This is a genomic window from Arsenophonus sp. aPb (assembly GCF_029873475.1).
GTDB lineage: Bacteria > Pseudomonadota > Gammaproteobacteria > Enterobacterales > Enterobacteriaceae > Arsenophonus.
In genome coordinates, this window is record NZ_CP123499.1 from 209342 (window position 1) to 228127 (window position 18786).

The following is an 18786-nucleotide window of genomic DNA, read 5'->3' on the forward strand; positions in this document are numbered from 1 at the left end:
ATAGCGATACTTTTTTGTTAAGTAATCTGACAATAAAATAATTGAAAATATACCATAACATACTGAAGTTATAAGGGAAATTAATCAATGGCTAATTATTTTAATACCTTAAATCTGCGCCAACAATTATTACAATTAAGTCAATGCCGTTTTATGGCTCGTGATGAATTTGTTGATGGGTGCGGTTATTTAAAAGACAAAAAAGTTGTAATTGTTGGCTGTGGGGCGCAAGGTCTTAATCAGGGATTAAATATGCGCGATTCCGGTCTGGATATTGCCTATGCATTGCGTAAAGAAGCTATTGATGAAAAGCGCCCTTCATGGTGTAAGGCGATAGAAAATGGTTTTACCGTGGGTAGTTATGAAACATTAATTCCGCAAGCGGATTTAGTTATCAATTTAACACCGGATAAACAACACTCTGCCGTCGTGCAGGCCATTCAACCATTAATGAAGCAGGGTGCTGCACTAGGTTATTCTCATGGTTTCAATATTGTTGAAATGGGTGAGCATATCCGCCATGACATTACCGTTGTTATGGTTGCGCCAAAATGTCCAGGAACTGAAGTTCGTGAAGAGTATCTGCGAGGTTTTGGCGTTCCAACGTTGATTGCCGTTCATCCAGAAAATGATCCGCAAGGCGAAGGGATAAGTATTGCTAAAGCATGGGCAGCTGCCACAGGCGGTCATCGCGCTGGTGTGCTTGAGTCCTCTTTTGTGGCTGAAGTAAAATCAGATCTGATGGGTGAACAGACTATTTTATGTGGCATGCTACAAGCCGGCTCATTGCTTTGTTACGACAAAATGGTTGCCGAAGGTATCGAGCCGGGTTATGCGGGAAAATTATTACAATATGGCTGGGAAACGATCACCGAAGCATTAAAACAAGGTGGCATTACGCTCATGATGGATCGTTTATCTAATCCGGCTAAATTGCGGGCATTTGCATTATCTGAACAACTAAAAACAATTATGGCGCCATTATTTCAGCAACATATGGATGACATTATGTCCGGCAAATTTTCAGCGACAATGATGGCAGATTGGCAAAATAATGATAAAGATTTACTCACTTGGCGGGCAGAAACAAGGCAAACGGCGTTTGAAAATTATCCAGCCTATGAGGAAGAAATTTTAGAGCAAGATTATTTTGACCATGGTCTTTTGTTAGTCGCGATGACCAAAGCTGGCGTTGAATTAGCCTATGAGACTATGTTGCAAGCAGGTATTGTCTCAGAGTCTGCTTATTATGAATCGTTACATGAATTACCATTGATAGCGAATACCATTGCGCGTAAGCGTTTATATGAGATGAATGTCGTTATTTCCGATACCGCAGAATATGGTAATTATCTATTCTCTTTTGCAGCAATTCCTTTGCTGAAGGATTTTATGGCGGCTTTACAGCCAGGCGACTTAGCAAAAAATATGCCTGTTATCCACATTGACAATAGACAACTACGGGAAGTCAATGAAGCGATCCGTAATCATCCTATTGAAACCATAGGTAAAAAGCTGCGTAATTATATGACTGATATGAAACGCATTGAAGCTGTTACATTAAGATAGCATTCCACGGTGATTTTATTGTCTCTGCTATTGATAGGATAATGGTACAGTTACGTAACTTTTAAGTTTGTCCATTATTCGATTGAAGTTAGAGAGCAGATGCGAAGTCAGAGTGTGATGCAAACGGGCAAAGATTTTCCATTTGCTACAACAATACAAACCTTTATCGGGTATTGCTATATACCCGATAAAGGGAGTTCTAAGCTAAAATACCTGTCGATATAGTCAGAGCTTTACGAGTAGAAAGGACATTTTAAGCGATATGACAGAACATTCACTGATCGTGATTGACGCATCTTATTAACACAATGAGCAGCAAAAAACGACACTAGAGTGATGGATGGAATAATAAGAAAATAAAAAATGTAACCAGATAGACAATCTTTTATCTAGTACCGTAAATGATTTACATAAGCAATTTGATGTTAGTTATATCATTCATTTCACCGAGATGTTAATTTGAAATTCGCCTACTCCATCACCATCGTGATCCAATATTAATTTTGTTAGATTTTCTTCTTTACTGTAACTAAGTAATATTTCATTTTTTACTGCTAGTAAAAAGAGCGACTAATTGAATAGCAACAAATTTATCATTAGAGTCTATGTTAAATGTGGAAATATCAATTTTATCTTTACCCATCTCAAAATCGGTAATGGTATCTGGCGATTGAGACAAAGAGTCATCTATTGATAAGTAGCTAAAGGTATCATTACCCTCACCACCGGTTAATCTATCAGCGCCGCTATCGCCAAATTATCATTACCACTACCGCCGAATAATATATCGTTCCCCTTACCACCAGATAATTTATCATCGCCGTTATTACCAAATAATGTATCATTATCATTACCACCCGGTAGATTATCGTTTTTATCAGTACCTTGGAGTATTAAATTATTTAGCATTTAAGTATTCCCTTTATTGAGTTGTAACTTAATAAATTAGAAATTAGGTTAAAAATATTCATAATTTTTGCCGCATTTGATCGGATTTTTCAAATTTTGATCTTTTTAAAAAGAGGGAGCTAACGGGTAATTGTGACAAGCACCCGCTTTTAAGTAATAACTACAATGCTAGTTTTGCAGCCATAGTTAATTCAAATTTACTCTAAGTTTTAGCTAGCGATAAATCAACAGTAATAATTCGTTAACTAATTGTTTTTAAGCTTTTTTACTAGCCGTATGAAATAGCGGTGGAAAAATGTACCCTGATTTTTCATCATACAATGGGTTTGAAACTTTATGCCGAATTTGAGTTTTCAACAATGATATTTTAATAACTAAATAGCGGGTTTTTTATGCCATTTTTTACTTATCTGCTTTCTGATACAATTTTATCTTATGACAAATAATGGAAAATGCTCATTTAACACCCTATGCGATTAAATTACAATCAACAACAAGCAGTCGAATATGTTGACGGCCCCTGTTTAGTCTTGGCTGGAGCGGGGTCAGGTAAAACCCGGGTTATTACCAATAAAATTGCCTACCTAATTCGTCAGCGTGGCTATTTACCGCGTCAGGTGGTGGCGGTCACTTTCACCAATAAAGCGGCTAGAGAAATGAAGGAGCGTGTTGGGCAAACCTTAGGGAAAAAAGAGACTAGAGGATTAATGGTTTCCACTTTTCATACCTTAGGATTGGAAATTATTAAACGCGAGCATGGTGCATTAGGCATAAAGGCCAATTTTTCATTATTTGATGAACACGACCAAATGGCTCTACTGAAAGAGCTGACCTTTGATTTACTGGAAGAAGATAAAGATCTATTACGGCAATTGGCGTCAACAATCTCTAACTGGAAGTGTGATCTATTAACTGCCAGCCAAGTGGTGGCACAGGTAAAATCGGAACAAGAACATCGGTTCGCTGAATGTTATCGGCGTTATGAATTACATTTATCAAGTTGCAATGTGGTTGATTTTGATGATTTAATTACTAAACCGACTCGTTTACTGGCTGAGAATGAAGAGGTACGTTCGCGTTGGCAGCAAAAGATCCGTTATCTGCTAGTGGATGAATATCAAGATACTAATACCAGCCAGTATCAACTGGTTAAATTGTTGGTAGGTAAACGAGGACGTTTTACTGTTGTTGGTGATGATGATCAATCAATTTATTCCTGGCGTGGTGCCCAACCGCAAAACTTAGCGTTACTTAAAACTGACTTCCCTCAGCTTAATGTGATCAAACTGGAGCAAAATTATCGCTCTTCTGGCCGTATTCTGAAAGCAGCTAATATATTGATTGCTAATAATCCACATGTTTTTGATAAAAAGTTATTTTCTGAATTGGGTTATGGTGAAGCATTAAAAGTTATCACCGCTAACAATGAAGATCATGAGGCAGAGCGTGTGATCGGCGAATTAGTTGCCCACCATTTTGTCAATAAAACTCAGTATAAAAATTATGCTATTTTATACCGCGGTAACCATCAATCCCGGTTATTTGAAAAATTATTATTACAAAACCGTATTCCTTACCGTATTTCCGGTGGAACTTCGTTTTTTTCACGTGCAGAAATTAAAGATATTTTAGCTTATTTGCGAATACTGACTAATCCTGAAGATGATAGCGCCTTTCTCCGTATAGTTAATACACCTAAACGTGAAATAGGACCGAAAACAATCCAGAAATTAGGTGAATGGGCGATTTTGCGCCAAAAAAGCCTGTTTGCAGCCAGTTTTGATGTCGGCCTTGAACAAACACTAACGGGTCGTGGCTTGACGGCATTACAACATTTCACTCATTGGTTAGCTGAGATTGCCCAACGAGCAGAACGCGAGCCACTGCTTGCGGTTAGAGATCTCCTACATGACATTGATTATGAAAGTTGGTTATATGAAACATCAAATAGTAGTAAAGCGGCTGAAATGCGGATGAAAAATGTTAATCAACTATTTGGCTGGATGGATGAAATGATCAATGGCAATGATATTGATGAGGCGATGACGTTATCTCAGGTTGTATCACGTTTTACCTTGCGGGATATGATGGAGCGTGGAGAAACAGCCGAAGATTTAGATCAGGTGCAATTAATGACTTTGCATGCTTCTAAGGGACTTGAATTTCCTTACGTTTTTTTAGTCGGTATGGAAGAAGGATTATTACCCCATCAAACTAGTATTGATGAAGATAATATCGATGAGGAACGCCGGCTTGCATATGTCGGCATAACCCGTGCTCAGCGAGAGTTATTTTTTAGCCATTGCCGAGAGCGACGGCAATATGGTGAGCTTATTCGACCGGAGATTAGTCGCTTTTTACATGAATTACCGCAAGATGATTTGATTTGGGAGCAAAATAAAAAAATAGTAACCGCCGAGCAGCGAATGGAAAAAGGGCAGTCTGCGATTGCTGATATCAGAGCCAGATTGGGGTTAAATAAAAAATAAATTTTGCTAACTAAAATAGATTGAGCTTATTGTGTTAATTCAGTTTGTTCTTCTAGTAGCAAAGGCCAATTGATATTACTTTGCCATTGGATTTCTTGCTGTAAATTTTCATAACAGAGCGGATGTTCCAATAACCATTGATGGGGTAATGTAAGGATTAAGGTTTCTTTACTTGCTCTAAGACGTAATAACGGCATGGTATTGTCACGACGTGGAAGAGTAAAAATAATCGCCAGTCTTAAAAGCCGACAAAGAAGAATAGCATGTTGGACAGGGATCGCATTTTGTTGGGTTAGTTCTGTTAACTCAATCGGGCCAGTTTGGTTTTTAAGTAAGGTCGCTAATAAGCGTTTTTGCGTAAGTGTATAACCTGGCATATCAAGATGACTGATGAGATAATGGGCATGGTTAGTAACATGACGAGCATCAATACTTAAGCCAATTTCATGCAGCGCGCTGGCACCTTTTAATAGCTCATCAACTTGGTGATTATCACGATAAAAGCTTTTCTTTAATTGTGAATAAAAATATTCTGTTAGCCTCTTTACCCGGTTAGCCTGCTCAATATCAACTTGAAAACGATGTTGAATATTGGCAAGTGTAACTGCGCGTATATTCTGTTTTGCAGGCAAATCAAGCATGTTATAGATTAACCCTTCACGCAATGCCCCGCCTGCTAATATCATATAATCGATTTTCAATTCTGCAAATATGGCAATTAGAATAGCTAAACCACTGGGAAAAACCAGTGCTCGTTCTAGCGTTAATCCTTTGATTTCCAATTCTTCTAATTTTCCAGAGGTGATCGCCGCTTTTTTTAACAATTGTAATTTATCTAGCGTAATACGCTCATCCATGCCAGCAGCCAGCATAATTTCTTGAATAGCCTGTATTGTACCTGAAGCCCCGACACAAATTTGCCAACCTTGCTTAATAAGTCGGCTCGCGCTAGGTTTAATAATCTTATGGGCGGCAGTTTCAGCTTGTGTGAAATTTTCTTCGGTCAAATTGCGATCATTAAAATAGTGTTCAAGCCAAGTAACACAACCCATATTAAGGCTAACAAGTTGACTATGTTTAACATGGGTACCGGTAATGATTTCAGTACTGCCACCGCCGATATCTATCACTAGTCGTTTATCTGAACCGCCAGTGGTATATGCTACCCCTTGATAAATGAGTTGAGCCTCTTCTTCACCAGTAATAATTCTGATGGGATGCCTTAGAATACTTTCTCCTTGCTTAATAAAAAGGTCAGCATTCTTAGCGAGACGAAGGGTTGCTGTAGCAACAATTTGCACTTGTTCAGTCGGAATATCTTGTAAATACTCGGAAAAAAGATGCAAACATTGCCAGCCACGATCCATTGCTTGTTGAGATAAATAGTTACTTTCATCAAGACCAGCGGCCAGTCTGACTTTACGCTTTATGCGGGCAAGGGTTTGTACATAACCAGAAATTTCTCTTACTACTAACATATGAAAGCTGTTAGAACCAAGATCGATTGCTGCGTAAAGCGATGATTTTAACATATGTTTATTAACTCGGACGTTTGCGATTGTTGCGTGAATTGTTCTGTCGGTTTTGGCTACTATTGTTACGACGTGTTCCGCTAGCGCGTGGACGACGACGTGGTTTTGGCGTCGGTAAATCTTGTAATAATGCCTCACTGTTGTATTTGCTGACCGGGATTTGATGCTGAATATACTCTTCAATAGCCGGTAGATTTAAAGAATACTCTTCACAAGCCAAACTAATCGAATGACCACTTTCACCCGCGCGCCCAGTACGACCAATACGATGGACATAATCTTCACAATCATCAGGTAAATCGTAATTAAATACATGCGTGACAGATGGAATATGTAAACCTCTAGCGGCAACATCTGTGGCAACTAAAATATCTAAATGGCCTTGAGTGAACTGTTCAAGAATACGTAACCGTTTTTTTTGTGCCACATCGCCGGTCAGTAAGCCAACACGGTGACCATCAGCAGCAAGATGTGCCCAAATATCTTCACAGCGATGTTTGGTATTAGCAAAAATTATACATCTTTCGGGCCACTCTTCCTCGATTAATGTTTGTAACAGACGCATTTTTTCTTCATTAGAAGGATAGAAAAGCTCTTCTTTAATGCGATGACCTGTTTTTTGTTGAGGTTCTACCTCAATATATTCGGGTTGATTCATTTGTTCAAATGCCAGTTCTTGAACACGATAAGAAAGTGTTGCGGAAAAGAGTAAATTCAAGCGTTGGGTGGCGGGTGGCATTCGACGAAATAGCCAACGAATATCTTTAATAAAACCAAGATCATACATGCGGTCAGCCTCATCAAGTACAACCACCTGAATGAGTCCTAAATGAATATGGCCTTGTTTAGTATAATCGATTAAGCGCCCAGTCGTACCGATGAGAATATCTACTCCCGATTGGAGTACATGCAGTTGTTCGTCGTAGCCATCACCACCATAAGCTAAACCCATTTTTAAGCCTGTTATAGCGGCTAATTCTTTTGCATCAGTATATATCTGAACCGCTAATTCCCGTGTAGGAGCCATAATTAGCGCTCTAGGTTGATTAACTTGACGTTCTGTATTTGTTGGATGTGTTAGTAAATAATGAAATGTTGAGGTAAGAAAAGCCAATGTCTTACCCGTTCCTGTTTGTGCTTGCCCCGCAACATCACGGCCTTCGACAGTAAAAGGCAATGTTGACGCTTGTATCGGCGTACAATTATGAAAGCCATTTTTATTAAGGGCTTCAATAACTTTAGGGTGTAGGGCGAAGTCTATAAACTTCTTTTCTGTCAAATGTGTTTTACTCATAGTGTGTTAGAATATCAGTTAACGGTTGCTTTATGAAAGAAGATTGTTTGAAATAAAGCAAACATGGTTAAATTAATGTTAGACTGAAACGACATAAAAACTTGATCCTTGGAGTATCGCAATGAGCGGCAAAGTTATTCATCTATCTGGTGTTGATTTTGAAAAAACAATCAAAGATGCAAAAAAACCAATATTAGTTGATTTTTGGGCTGAATGGTGTGGCCCTTGTAAAATGATCGCCCCTATTTTAGACGAAATTGCTGATGAATATACAGCTAAATTGGTTATTGCCAAATTGAATGTTGATGAAAGTAGTGATATAGCTACTAAATATGGTATTCGTAGCATTCCTACTTTAATGCTTTTTAAAAATGGCGAGAAGATTGGCCAGCAAGTTGGTCTGCTGTCTAAAACTCAATTAAAAGAATTTTTAGACAAAAACATCTAACTTTGCCATATAATACTAACAGCAGGCGTTTAGTAGGCCAATATTTTTCTCAATTTCTTGTTAGACGTCTGCTTTTTATGCAATTCATAGCTAGACGTCTGCTTTGAAGCATGGTAACTTAGCGCCATTACTTAATATGATACGCTTTTTTATCTTAATGTGTACATATTGAATATGCTATTGTATAGACATATTTGTTATCTCTGGATAATCTATATCCTACAATGGTTTGAATTCCATTGACTCCCATAGAGATAGTTCTTTTAGACAGACATGTTCCATTTGTTATTTGCTTGGTGCTGTTGTGTAGGGCCTAAGAAGTATAAAGTGAGATTTTCTCATCAACTTTGAGATGAATTCTTATAGTCTTATTCTGTCTTTGCTGTATAAAGAGTGTTATCTAAGGTAGTAAATTAACAAATTACTGCTACTACATGAATTTATATCCTAATGAAATTGATATATTCATCAAGAATCGTTAAGGTTTTTGTATTTTTATTTAAACAGGCATTTAGAGATTGCTATACTATTTATTGTTCATAGTTCAAAAAATATACCCCGAGTTTAAGAACCCACCATTATGAATCTTACCGAATTAAAAAATACGCCGGTATCTGAATTGATTACTCTTGGCGAAAGTATGGGGCTAGAGAACCTAGCCCGCATGAGGAAACAGGATATTATTTTCTCGATTTTGAAGCAGCATGCGAAAAGTGGAGAAGATATTTTTGGTGATGGCGTGCTAGAAATTTTGCAGGATGGATTTGGATTCCTTCGTTCTGCTGACAGCTCTTATCTAGCCGGTCCTGACGATATTTATGTTTCTCCCAGTCAGATTCGTCGCTTTAATCTACGAACGGGAGATACCATATCAGGAAAAATTCGTCCTCCTAAGGAAGGAGAACGCTATTTTGCCCTACTAAAAGTTAATGAAGTTAATTTTGATAAACCTGAAAACGCCCGTAGTAAAATCCTGTTTGAAAATCTGACACCGCTACATGCTAATAACCGTCTACGTATGGAGCGTGGCAATGGGTCAACAGAGGATTTGACAGCTCGTGTTTTGGATTTGGCCGCACCGATTGGGCGTGGGCAGCGTGGTTTGATTGTTGCTCCACCAAAAGCAGGTAAGACCATGTTATTGCAGAATATTGCAGCTAATATTGCCAATAACTATCCAGACTGTGTTTTGATGGTGTTGTTAATTGATGAGCGACCCGAAGAAGTGACCGAAATGCAACGTCTAGTTAAAGGTGAGGTCATTGCATCAACCTTTGATGAACCTGCATCCCGTCATGTTCAGGTTGCTGAAATGGTAATAGAAAAAGCTAAACGTTTAGTTGAACACAAAAAAGATGTCATCATTCTTTTAGATTCGATTACGCGTCTTGCTCGTGCTTACAATACAGTAGTTCCTTCCTCTGGGAAAGTATTAACTGGTGGGGTGGATGCAAATGCATTGCATCGTCCAAAACGTTTTTTTGGTGCTGCACGTAATGTAGAAGAAGGTGGAAGCCTAACTATAATTGCTACAGCACTAGTTGATACTGGCTCTAAAATGGATGAAGTGATCTACGAAGAGTTTAAAGGCACCGGAAATATGGAGTTACATTTGTCGCGGAAAATAGCGGAAAAACGTGTTTTCCCTGCGATTGATTATAATCGTTCCGGTACGCGTAAGGAAGAATTATTAACCTTACCCGATGAGTTACAGAAAATGTGGATATTGCGTAAAATTATTCATCCTATGGGTGAAATTGATGCAATGGAATTTTTAATTAATAAATTAGCAATGACGAAGACTAATGATGAATTTTTCGATTTCATGAAACGTTCTTAAGTTGCTATTGTTTAATGATTTATTGAAAAACGCCACTTTTACGTGGCGTTTTATTTTGTTTGTTTTTATTATCCAGTAGTCTCTATTTTGGTATAGATTTTGCTTATTAATAAGCGGTACAAGATGATAGAAATGTTTCGTTATTGTTACATATACGCTAACTTAAAGTACACTTATAGTCTATACATGGAAATGGATGCAGTGGATGATGTCTAAAAAAATTATAAGAGAGTAAATATTGTGCACACACTAGATTTACTAATCGATGTTTTTTGGGTTTTCTTGTTTTCGTTGATCTTTATATTTATTGCGAGAAAAGTGGCAAAAAGATTTGGTCTGGTAGATGAACCTAATCATCGAAAAACACACCAGGGAGAAATTCCTTTGGTTGGTGGCATTGCGGTTTTTTTTGGTATTAGTTTAGCATTCATGATTACAAACGAATATATTCCACATAAATGGTTGTATTTGATTTGTGCTGGGATTTTAGTATTTGTTGGTGTATTAGATGATCGTTTTGATATTAGTGTTAAAATTCGAGCAACTATTCAAGCGATTGTTGCGCTTGTCATGATTTATTTTGCAGGTCTAACGTTAGATAACTTAGGCTATGTCCTTGGTCCATGGCAAATAAAATTGGGGCCTTTAAGCTATTTGACGACGTTATTTGCTGTTTGGGCAGCTGTTAATGCTTTTAACATGGTTGATGGTATTGATGGTCTGCTTGGTGGGCTTTCTTGTATTTCCTTTGCTGCGTTAGGTATTTTGCTTTATCAAAATGGCAATATGGCATTAGCTTTTTGGTGCTTTGCTGTTATTGCTGCCATTCTTCCTTATATATTCCTGAATTTAGGTTTATTAGGAAAGCGCTATAAAGTGTTTATGGGAGATGCAGGTAGTACATTAATTGGTTTCACCATTATTTGGTTGCTTTTGATGTCGACACAAGGTGAGCATCGTTCAATTAAACCAGTGACTGCCCTTTGGATTATTGCTATTCCTTTGATGGACATGATTGCCATTATGTATCGGCGTCTTCGTAAAGGAATGAGTCCTTTTTCACCCGACAGACAACATATTCATCATTTGATTATGCGTTCAGGTTTTACTTCAAGCCAGGCTTTTATCTTAATTACTTTAGCGGCAACTATTTTAGCAGCGATAGGCATGATCGGTGAACGTTCAAGTTTTATTCCTGAATGGGTGATGTTGGCATTTTTTTTGCTTATATTTGCTATCTATGGCTATTGTATTAAACGTGCTTGGAAAGTGGCACGTTTTGTGAAACGAGTTAAACGTCGGATGCAACGTACAGCAAAGTAAATAAACAAATGTTTAAAGGAGTGTCATACCAGTGACAAAATCAGAAACACAACCCAAACCTAATTCTCACTTACAGTCTGTTGAATATGAGTTAGATATCAGAAGGTTATTTTGTTCGCTATGGCAGGGAAAAATATGGATTATCTCCTTAGCATTTATTTTTGCGACTGTTGCATTGATCGTTTCTTACATGATGCAACAAAAATGGAGTGCTAATGCTGTCACTGATTTACCTACAGTTAATAATTTAGGAGTATATTATTCCCAACAGCAATTTTTGCGAAATTTGGATTCGCATATTAATGAAGCGCAAGATAATCAGTTGCCAACCATTGCGAATCAGGTTTATCAGGAATTTACTGCTCAAGTTGGTTCTTATGATACCCGCCGAGAATTTTGGTTAAATAGTGATTACTATAAAACACGCATGGAAGGAAATGCTAAGGCTGATGCTGTATTACTTGATGAATTAATTGATAATATTCAATTTACCCCGCAAGATAACAACAAGATACTTCATGATAATATAAAATTAGTGGCTGAAACGGCTTCTGATGCGAATCAATTACTACGTGAATATATTTCTTTTGCCAATAAGCGAGCTACTTTTAATCTTAATGAGCAAATTAAAGGCGCCTGGGCAGCAAAGGAGCAATCTTTTAAAACATTAGTTAAACGTCAGGAAATGGTCGCAAAGGCCAGTTATGAACGGCGTTTAAATAACCTACAGCAATCGTTAAAAGTTGCTCAAAAGCAAGGCATTTCACGTAATAAAGTCGATGTCCCGATTGATCAACTACCTGATTCAGAAATGTTTCTATTAGGTACTTCCTTATTACAAGCACAAATTGAGACATTACAGGCAACTGGGCCTAATTATGATGAAAGCTATGATCAAAATATAGCGATGTTAGCGACATTAAATGTAGAACCCGTTCTCGAGAACAATTTTCAAACTTACCGCTATTTAAGAACGCCAGAAGATCCTGTTAAACGTGATAGTCCCCGTCGAGTGTTAATGATGGTCATTTGGGGAATGATTGGTAGCTTAAGTGGGGTCGGTGTTGCATTGTTAAGACGCAAAACCTAATTACTAGCTATACATACAACAATAGGGGACTTCAACAAACTATTAATATGTTGAAGGTAAAATCATTATTGAAGATACATCTCATTAGTAGATGAAGTTAAAATAAAAAAGAGAGTCACTGTGAAAGTGTTGACTGTGTTTGGTACTCGTCCTGAAGCCATAAAAATGGCTCCACTTGTACATGCTTTGACAAACGATAAGGCTTTTGAGTCGAAAGTTTGCGTAACTGCTCAACATAGAGAAATGTTGGATCAGGTATTGCACCTTTTTGAGATCGTACCTGATTATGATTTAGATATTATGACTCCAGGCCAAGATTTAACTGATATTACTTGTCGTATTCTTGAAGGGATGAAACCCATATTGCTATCTTTTAAACCTGATGTGGTATTGGTTCATGGTGATACGGCAACCACGATGGCGACCAGCCTCGCTGCCTTTTATCAGCGTATTCTGGTTGGTCATGTTGAAGCTGGATTACGTACTGGTAACTTATATTCTCCTTGGCCAGAAGAAGCCAATCGTAAAATTGCCAGTCATCTGGCTATCTATCACTTCGCACCTACCGAGTACTCACGAAGAAATTTACGAGGCGAGTCGATCCCTGATCATCGCATTTTTGTTACTGGTAACACGGTAATAGATGCATTGTTCTGGGTACGTAATAAAGTGATGAATGATGCCACAATACAGGCAAGCCTTGCCGCGCAATACCCTTTTCTTGACCAAAATAAAAAGATGCTGTTAGTTACAGGACATCGGCGGGAAAGTTTTGGTAGCGGATTTGAACGTATTTGCCATGCATTAGCTGAAATTGCTAGAAATCATGCGGATGTTCAAGTTGTCTATCCGGTTCATTTCAATCCAAATGTCAGTGAACCAGTACAACGAATTTTGCAGGGTATTAATAATATAATCTTAATTGATCCACAGGATTATTTACCTTTTATTTATTTAATGAATAACGCTTATTTGATCCTGACAGATTCAGGGGGTATTCAAGAAGAAGCGCCAGCTTTAGGTAAGCCTGTATTGGTGATGCGTGATACTACTGAGCGTGCAGAAGCGGTTAAAGCTGGTACGGTACGTTTAGTCGGTACACAAACAGAAAAAATTGTTCAAGCCGTAACGCAATTATTAACGGATGAAAATACTTACCAGAAAATGAGCCGTGCACATAATCCTTATGGTGACGGTAAAGCTTGCCTGCGAATTCTTGAAGCGTTGAAAACAAATCAGGTGACATTATGAGTTTTGAAACTATTTCTGTTATAGGTTTAGGTTATATCGGTTTACCTACCGCCGCCGCTTTTGCTGCTCGACAGAAAAAAGTGCTTGGGGTTGATGTTAATCAACATGCGGTTGATACGATAAATCAAGGCAAAATTCATATTGTTGAGCCAGATTTAGATAAGACGGTAAAAACAGCAGTAGAAGCTGGTTATTTGAAAGCGTTTAACACACCTCAGAAGGCGGATGCGTTTTTAATTGCGGTTCCTACACCGTTTAAAGATGATCATAAACCTGATCTCTCTTATGTTATGGCAGCAGCAAAATCAATTGCTCCGTTTTTAAAAAAAGGCGATTTAATTATTCTAGAGTCTACCTCACCGACCGGAGCGACGGAGCAAATGGCAGAGCAACTGGCTGCTATACGTACTGATCTGACATTTCCACAGCAACAAGGTGAAAATTCAGATATTGATATTGCTTATTGCCCTGAGCGTGTTTTACCAGGTAAGGTCATGGTTGAGCTGATCGAAAATGATCGCGTTATTGGTGGTATGACAATGAAGTCATCCCAACGAGCCAGTGAATTGTATAAAATTTTCCTGGCAGGTGAATGTGTGCTCACCAATGCGAAAACGGCAGAAATGTGTAAATTGATAGAAAATAGTTTTCGTGATGTGAATATTGCTTTTGCCAATGAACTGTCTTTTATTTGTGCCGAGCAAGGGATCAATGTTTGGGAACTAATTAGTTTGGCCAATCGTCATCCACGGGTCAATATTTTACAACCGGGCCCTGGTGTTGGAGGCCATTGTATTGCTGTTGATCCCTGGTTCATTGTTGCTCAGAATCCAAAGCAAGCCCGTTTGATACATACTGCGCGTTTAGTGAATGATAGTAAGCCAGTTTGGGTTGTTGAGCAGATCAAGACAGCATTAGCGGATTGTGTTACTGAGACAGGTAAACTGGCAAATGAAATTAAAATTGCCTGTTTTGGTCTCGCTTTTAAAGCGGATATCGATGATTTACGAGAAAGTCCCGCTATGCAAATTACTAAAATGATTGTCGATTGGCATAGGGGCTCCACTTATGTAGTAGAACCCAATATTGATGAGTTACCAAAAGTATTGAATGGCCATTGTCAATTGGTTTCTACTGAAGTTGCCATTGCTAATGTAGACATTATTTTGTTGCTGGTTGACCATCAACAATTTAAGGCAATTAATGGTGAACAAATCCCGCAAAAATGGGTGATTGATACAAAAGGAGTTTGGCGTTGAAACGTATTTTAGTGACAGGAGGGGCTGGATTTATTGGTTCAGCAGTCGTGCGTCATATCATTGAGCATACAGACGATAGTGTGCTAGTTGTTGATAGTTTGACTTATGCCGGTAATCTGGAATCGTTAGCGTCAGTGATAGAAAGCCCTCGTTATGCTTTTGCCCAGATAAATATTGGAGATAGACCGGCAATTGATAAAATTTTTGAACAATATCAACCTGATGCTATTATGCATCTAGCGGCAGAAAGTCATGTTGATCGCTCGATTGATGGTCCAGCTGCCTTTATCGAAACCAATATTGTCGGCACTTATCTTTTATTAGAGGCTGCTCGCAACTATTGGAATCATTTAGACCAGCAGAAAAAACAGTTATTTCGCTTCCATCATATTTCTACCGATGAAGTTTATGGCGATCTGCATACAACTGAGGGGCTATTTACCGAAACAACCTCTTATGCACCGAGTAGCCCTTATTCTGCTTCAAAGGCTTCCAGTGACCATTTAGTTAGAGCTTGGCAGCGTACTTATGGCTTACCAACATTGGTGACCAATTGTTCTAATAATTATGGCCCCTATCACTTTCCTGAAAAATTAATTCCATTGATGATATTGAACGCGATAGCCGGTAAATCATTGCCTGTTTATGGTCAAGGAGAACAGATCCGTGATTGGCTGTATGTTGAAGATCATGCCCGTGCATTGTACTTAGTCATCAGTCAAGCAGATGCAGGTAAAACTTATAATATCGGCGGGCATAATGAGCGTAAAAATATTGATGTGGTAAAAACAATTTGCGATCTGCTAGAAGAATTACGTCCGGTTAAACCGAATGGAGTGATTCATTATCGTGATTTAATTACCTATGTCACTGATCGTCCAGGTCATGATATACGTTATGCAATTGATGCTAGCAAGATAGAGCAAGAGTTGGGATGGAAGCCACAAGAGACCTTTGAATCGGGTATGCGTAAAACCGTTGAATGGTATTTAAGTAATGAAACTTGGTGGCGTCATGTGCAAGATGGTTCATATGCCGGTCAACGTTTAGGTATTGCCAAATAATTGAAAACGAGGAAAAGTGATGAAAGGCATTGTTTTGGCTGGTGGTTCTGGAACTCGTTTGTATCCCATTACACGCGGTGTCTCAAAACAACTATTACCTATTTATGATAAGCCGATGATTTACTATCCGCTTTCGGTACTTATGTTGGCTGGCATCCGAGAAATATTGATTATTTCGACACCTGAAGATCTGCCTGATTATCAGCGTTTGCTTGGCGATGGTGATGCTTTCGGTGTTCATTTCAATTATGCCATACAAGCTTCGCCTGACGGCTTAGCGCAGGCATTTTTGATCGGTGAAAGGTTTATTGGAGGGGATGCTTGCTGTTTGATATTAGGTGACAATATCTATTTTGGGCAGGCTTTTAGCGGTAAATTAAAAGCTGTAACGGCTCGTATGTCAGGGGCAACGATTTTCGCTTATCAGGTGATGGATCCTGAACGTTTTGGGGTGGTTGAATTTGATGAGCAATCTAAAGTGCTCTCTATTGAAGAGAAACCACTGCGACCTAAATCTAACTGGGCGGTTACTGGGCTCTATTTTTATGATAATCAAGTCGTTGACTTTGCAAAACAAATTAAACCTTCGCCACGTGGAGAGCTTGAGATCACTTGTCTGAATCAAATGTATCTTGAGCGTGGTCAACTAAATGTTGAGCTATTAGGCCGCGGATTTGCCTGGCTAGATACCGGCACTCATGACAGCTTGATTGAAGCGAGTATGTTTGTACAAACCGTTGAGAAAAGGCAAGGATTCAAGATCGCTTGCCTAGAAGAAATCGCATGGCGTAACGGCTGGTTGACTGATGAACAGGTTAGAAAATCAGCGGAAAAACTGGCGAAAACCGGTTATGGTCAATATTTACAGGATTTGCTGCATGTCTATCCACGCTAATATTGAAATACTCAGCTGGGAAAGTGATTTTTTTAAACGTAAAACGGCAAAATTGCATTTTACACCTGATGCACCGGTTGTTTCATTAGATCAATTAGCCGACTACGATATTGTGCAAGCCAAAATTGCGACCGCTGATACTGAACTGATTGACGCAGTGTTAGCGATGGGTTTTTGGTTGGTAGAAGGGGAAGTCGATTTTTGTCTAAATATTGCTAGCCGCGTAAAAAATCACAGTTTAGGTATAGCTGTGGCGGTTGTAAAGGATATTGAATTATTGAAAAGTATTGCTGCTACAGCTTTTTCACATAGCCGTTTTCGCACACCCTGGTATCGATTGGCAGATAATGCCCGTTTTTATTCTATTTGGCTTGAAAAAGCCGTTAAAGGCACTTTTGATGACGTCTGCTTGTTAGTCAAGAATGTGCAAGGAGAGATTCAGGGCTTTGTTACAGTAAGAAAAATAGCCGTGGAAAAAGAGGCGCGGATTGGTTTATTAGCCACTGCTCCAGCTCATCAGGGTAAAGGGGTTGGTAAACAATTACTAACAGCAGCATGCCAATGGTGTGAGCAGCAAGGGATAGAGCAACTAAGGATAGCGACGCAAATCAGTAATATTGTCGCTATGCGTCTTTATACACAAATGGGTGCACGAATTGAAAGCACCGCTTATTGGTTATATCGAGGACGACATGATCCCATTTAATAAACCACCGATTATTGGTACTGAATTAGGTTACATGCAAGAAGCTATGCAGAGTGGCAAGTTATGTGGTGATGGGCACTTTACTCAGCGTTGCGAAAAGTGGCTGGAAAGCCATTTTCAATGTCCGAAGGCGCTGCTAACCCCTTCTTGTACAGCAGCTTTGGAAATGGCGGCGATTTTGCTGGATATTAAACCTGGTGATGAAGTTATTATGCCAAGTTTTACCTTTGTTTCTACCGCTAATGCATTTGTGCTAAGGGGAGCGACGATTGTATTTATCGATATCCGGCCCGATACCATGAATATGGATGAAAATAAAATTGAAGCGGCGATCACCGCCAAAACTCGCGCCATTGTCCCTGTTCACTATGCTGGTGTGGCTTGTGAGATGGATACCATTATGGCATTGGCAGAAAAACACCATCTTTATGTGGTTGAAGATGCCGCTCAAGGTGTTATGTCGACTTATAAAGGGAAAGCGCTTGGCACGCTAGGTCATATTGGTTGTTATAGTTTTCATGAAACGAAAAATTACTCTTCCGGTGGTGAGGGTGGTGCTGTATTGATTAATAATCCTTCGCTTATTGAGCGAGCAGAGGTTGTGCGGGAAAAAGGCACGGATCGCAGTCAGTTTTTCCGCGGGCAAGTTGATAAATATACCTGGCGAGATATTGGTTCCAGTTATTTAATGTCAGATCTACAAGCGGCTTATTTATGGGCGCAATTGGAGCAGGCGGAAAAGGTTAATCAGCGTAGGTTAGATTTATGGAAAAACTATTATCAAGCACTTAAACCTTTAGCTGAAATTGGTAAGCTAGATTTACCTGTTATACCCCCAGATTTGCAACAAAATGCCCATATGTTCTATATCAAACTGAAAGATATTAAACAAAGAACAGCATTTAATAAGCATATGCAAGCAGTGAATATTTTAACGGTATTTCACTATGTTGCTTTACACTCCAGCCCAGCAGGCCATAAATTTGGTCGTTTTCATGGTGATGATTGTTTTACGACGAAAGAAAGTGAACGTTTAGTTCGTTTACCAATGTTCTATAATCTTACCGATGAAGAACAGCACCAGGTAATCAAGCAAATCCGATGTTTTTTTGCGTGA

Annotated in this window: 15 protein-coding genes and 1 pseudogene; 12 read left to right on the forward strand and 4 right to left on the reverse strand. The window is 38.8% G+C overall.

The annotated features are described in order from the left end of the window. Positions 1-87 precede the first annotated feature (87 nt). Complete coding sequence (gene ilvC, locus QE177_RS00855) at positions 88-1569, forward strand: ketol-acid reductoisomerase (protein ID WP_280550883.1); 1482 nt, start codon at positions 88-90, stop codon at positions 1567-1569. A 541-nt stretch (positions 1570-2110) separates the two neighbouring features. Here ilvC and QE177_RS00860 read toward each other — a convergent pair. Both QE177_RS00860 and QE177_RS00865 read right to left on the reverse strand, forming a co-directional pair. Then, positions 2111-2263, reverse strand: a pseudogene (locus tag QE177_RS00860) (M10 family metallopeptidase C-terminal domain-containing protein); the annotation flags it as partial. A 35-nt stretch (positions 2264-2298) separates the two neighbouring features. Continuing rightward, complete coding sequence (locus tag QE177_RS00865; RefSeq protein WP_280550884.1) at positions 2299-2478, reverse strand: hypothetical protein; 180 nt, start codon at positions 2476-2478, stop codon at positions 2299-2301. 470 nt (positions 2479-2948) lie between these two features. Between QE177_RS00865 and rep the strand changes: the two genes are divergently transcribed. Beyond that, positions 2949-4967 carry a DNA helicase Rep gene (gene rep, locus QE177_RS00870; protein WP_280550885.1) on the forward strand — a complete coding sequence of 673 codons (2019 nt, stop codon included), beginning with the start codon at positions 2949-2951 and terminating at the stop codon, positions 4965-4967. A gap of 26 nt (positions 4968-4993) precedes the next feature. On the opposite strand, the gene gppA is transcribed toward rep, so the two are convergent. Both gppA and rhlB read right to left on the reverse strand, forming a co-directional pair. Next, positions 4994-6499 (reverse strand): guanosine-5'-triphosphate,3'-diphosphate diphosphatase, encoded by a 1506-nt coding sequence (gppA, locus tag QE177_RS00875; protein WP_280550886.1) that lies wholly within the window; start codon positions 6497-6499, stop codon positions 4994-4996. A 7-nt stretch (positions 6500-6506) separates the two neighbouring features. After that, positions 6507-7793, reverse strand: a complete 1287-nt coding sequence (gene rhlB / locus QE177_RS00880; RefSeq protein WP_280550887.1) for an ATP-dependent RNA helicase RhlB — start codon at positions 7791-7793, stop codon at positions 6507-6509. A gap of 121 nt (positions 7794-7914) precedes the next feature. Here rhlB and trxA point away from each other — a divergent pair, with 121 nt between their 5' ends. From trxA to rffA, 10 genes are all read left to right on the forward strand, one after another. Continuing rightward, on the forward strand, positions 7915-8241 hold the full coding sequence (trxA, locus tag QE177_RS00885) for a thioredoxin TrxA (RefSeq protein WP_280550888.1): 327 nt from the start codon (positions 7915-7917) through the stop codon (positions 8239-8241). Positions 8242-8821: 580 nt separating this feature from the next. Further along, on the forward strand, positions 8822-10081 hold the full coding sequence (gene rho, locus QE177_RS00890; protein WP_026822640.1) for a transcription termination factor Rho: 1260 nt from the start codon (positions 8822-8824) through the stop codon (positions 10079-10081). Between the two features lie 240 nt (positions 10082-10321). Further along, a complete protein-coding gene (gene wecA, locus QE177_RS00895) occupies positions 10322-11404 on the forward strand; it encodes a UDP-N-acetylglucosamine--undecaprenyl-phosphate N-acetylglucosaminephosphotransferase (protein ID WP_280550889.1) in 1083 nt (360 codons plus the stop codon). A 31-nt stretch (positions 11405-11435) separates the two neighbouring features. Next, entirely contained in the window at positions 11436-12494 is a 1059-nt protein-coding gene (gene wzzE, locus QE177_RS00900; protein WP_280550890.1) for an ECA polysaccharide chain length modulation protein, read from the forward strand. A gap of 120 nt (positions 12495-12614) precedes the next feature. Beyond that, on the forward strand, positions 12615-13745 hold the full coding sequence (wecB, locus tag QE177_RS00905; protein WP_280550891.1) for a UDP-N-acetylglucosamine 2-epimerase (non-hydrolyzing): 1131 nt from the start codon (positions 12615-12617) through the stop codon (positions 13743-13745). After that, positions 13742-15004, forward strand: a complete 1263-nt coding sequence (gene wecC / locus QE177_RS00910) for a UDP-N-acetyl-D-mannosamine dehydrogenase (protein WP_280550892.1) — start codon at positions 13742-13744, stop codon at positions 15002-15004. Before wecB ends, wecC begins: the two co-directional genes overlap by 4 nt. After that, a complete protein-coding gene (rffG, locus tag QE177_RS00915; protein WP_280550893.1) occupies positions 14995-16068 on the forward strand; it encodes a dTDP-glucose 4,6-dehydratase in 1074 nt (357 codons plus the stop codon). The genes wecC and rffG overlap by 10 nt, the downstream gene beginning before the upstream one ends. A 19-nt stretch (positions 16069-16087) precedes the next feature. Further along, positions 16088-16963, forward strand: a complete 876-nt coding sequence (gene rfbA / locus QE177_RS00920) for a glucose-1-phosphate thymidylyltransferase RfbA (protein WP_280550894.1) — start codon at positions 16088-16090, stop codon at positions 16961-16963. After that, positions 16947-17669, forward strand: a complete 723-nt coding sequence (gene rffC, locus QE177_RS00925) for a dTDP-4-amino-4,6-dideoxy-D-galactose acyltransferase (RefSeq protein WP_280550895.1) — start codon at positions 16947-16949, stop codon at positions 17667-17669. The genes rfbA and rffC overlap by 17 nt, the downstream gene beginning before the upstream one ends. Further along, positions 17656-18786 (forward strand): dTDP-4-amino-4,6-dideoxygalactose transaminase, encoded by a 1131-nt coding sequence (rffA, locus tag QE177_RS00930; RefSeq protein ID WP_280552183.1) that lies wholly within the window; start codon positions 17656-17658, stop codon positions 18784-18786. Before rffC ends, rffA begins: the two co-directional genes overlap by 14 nt.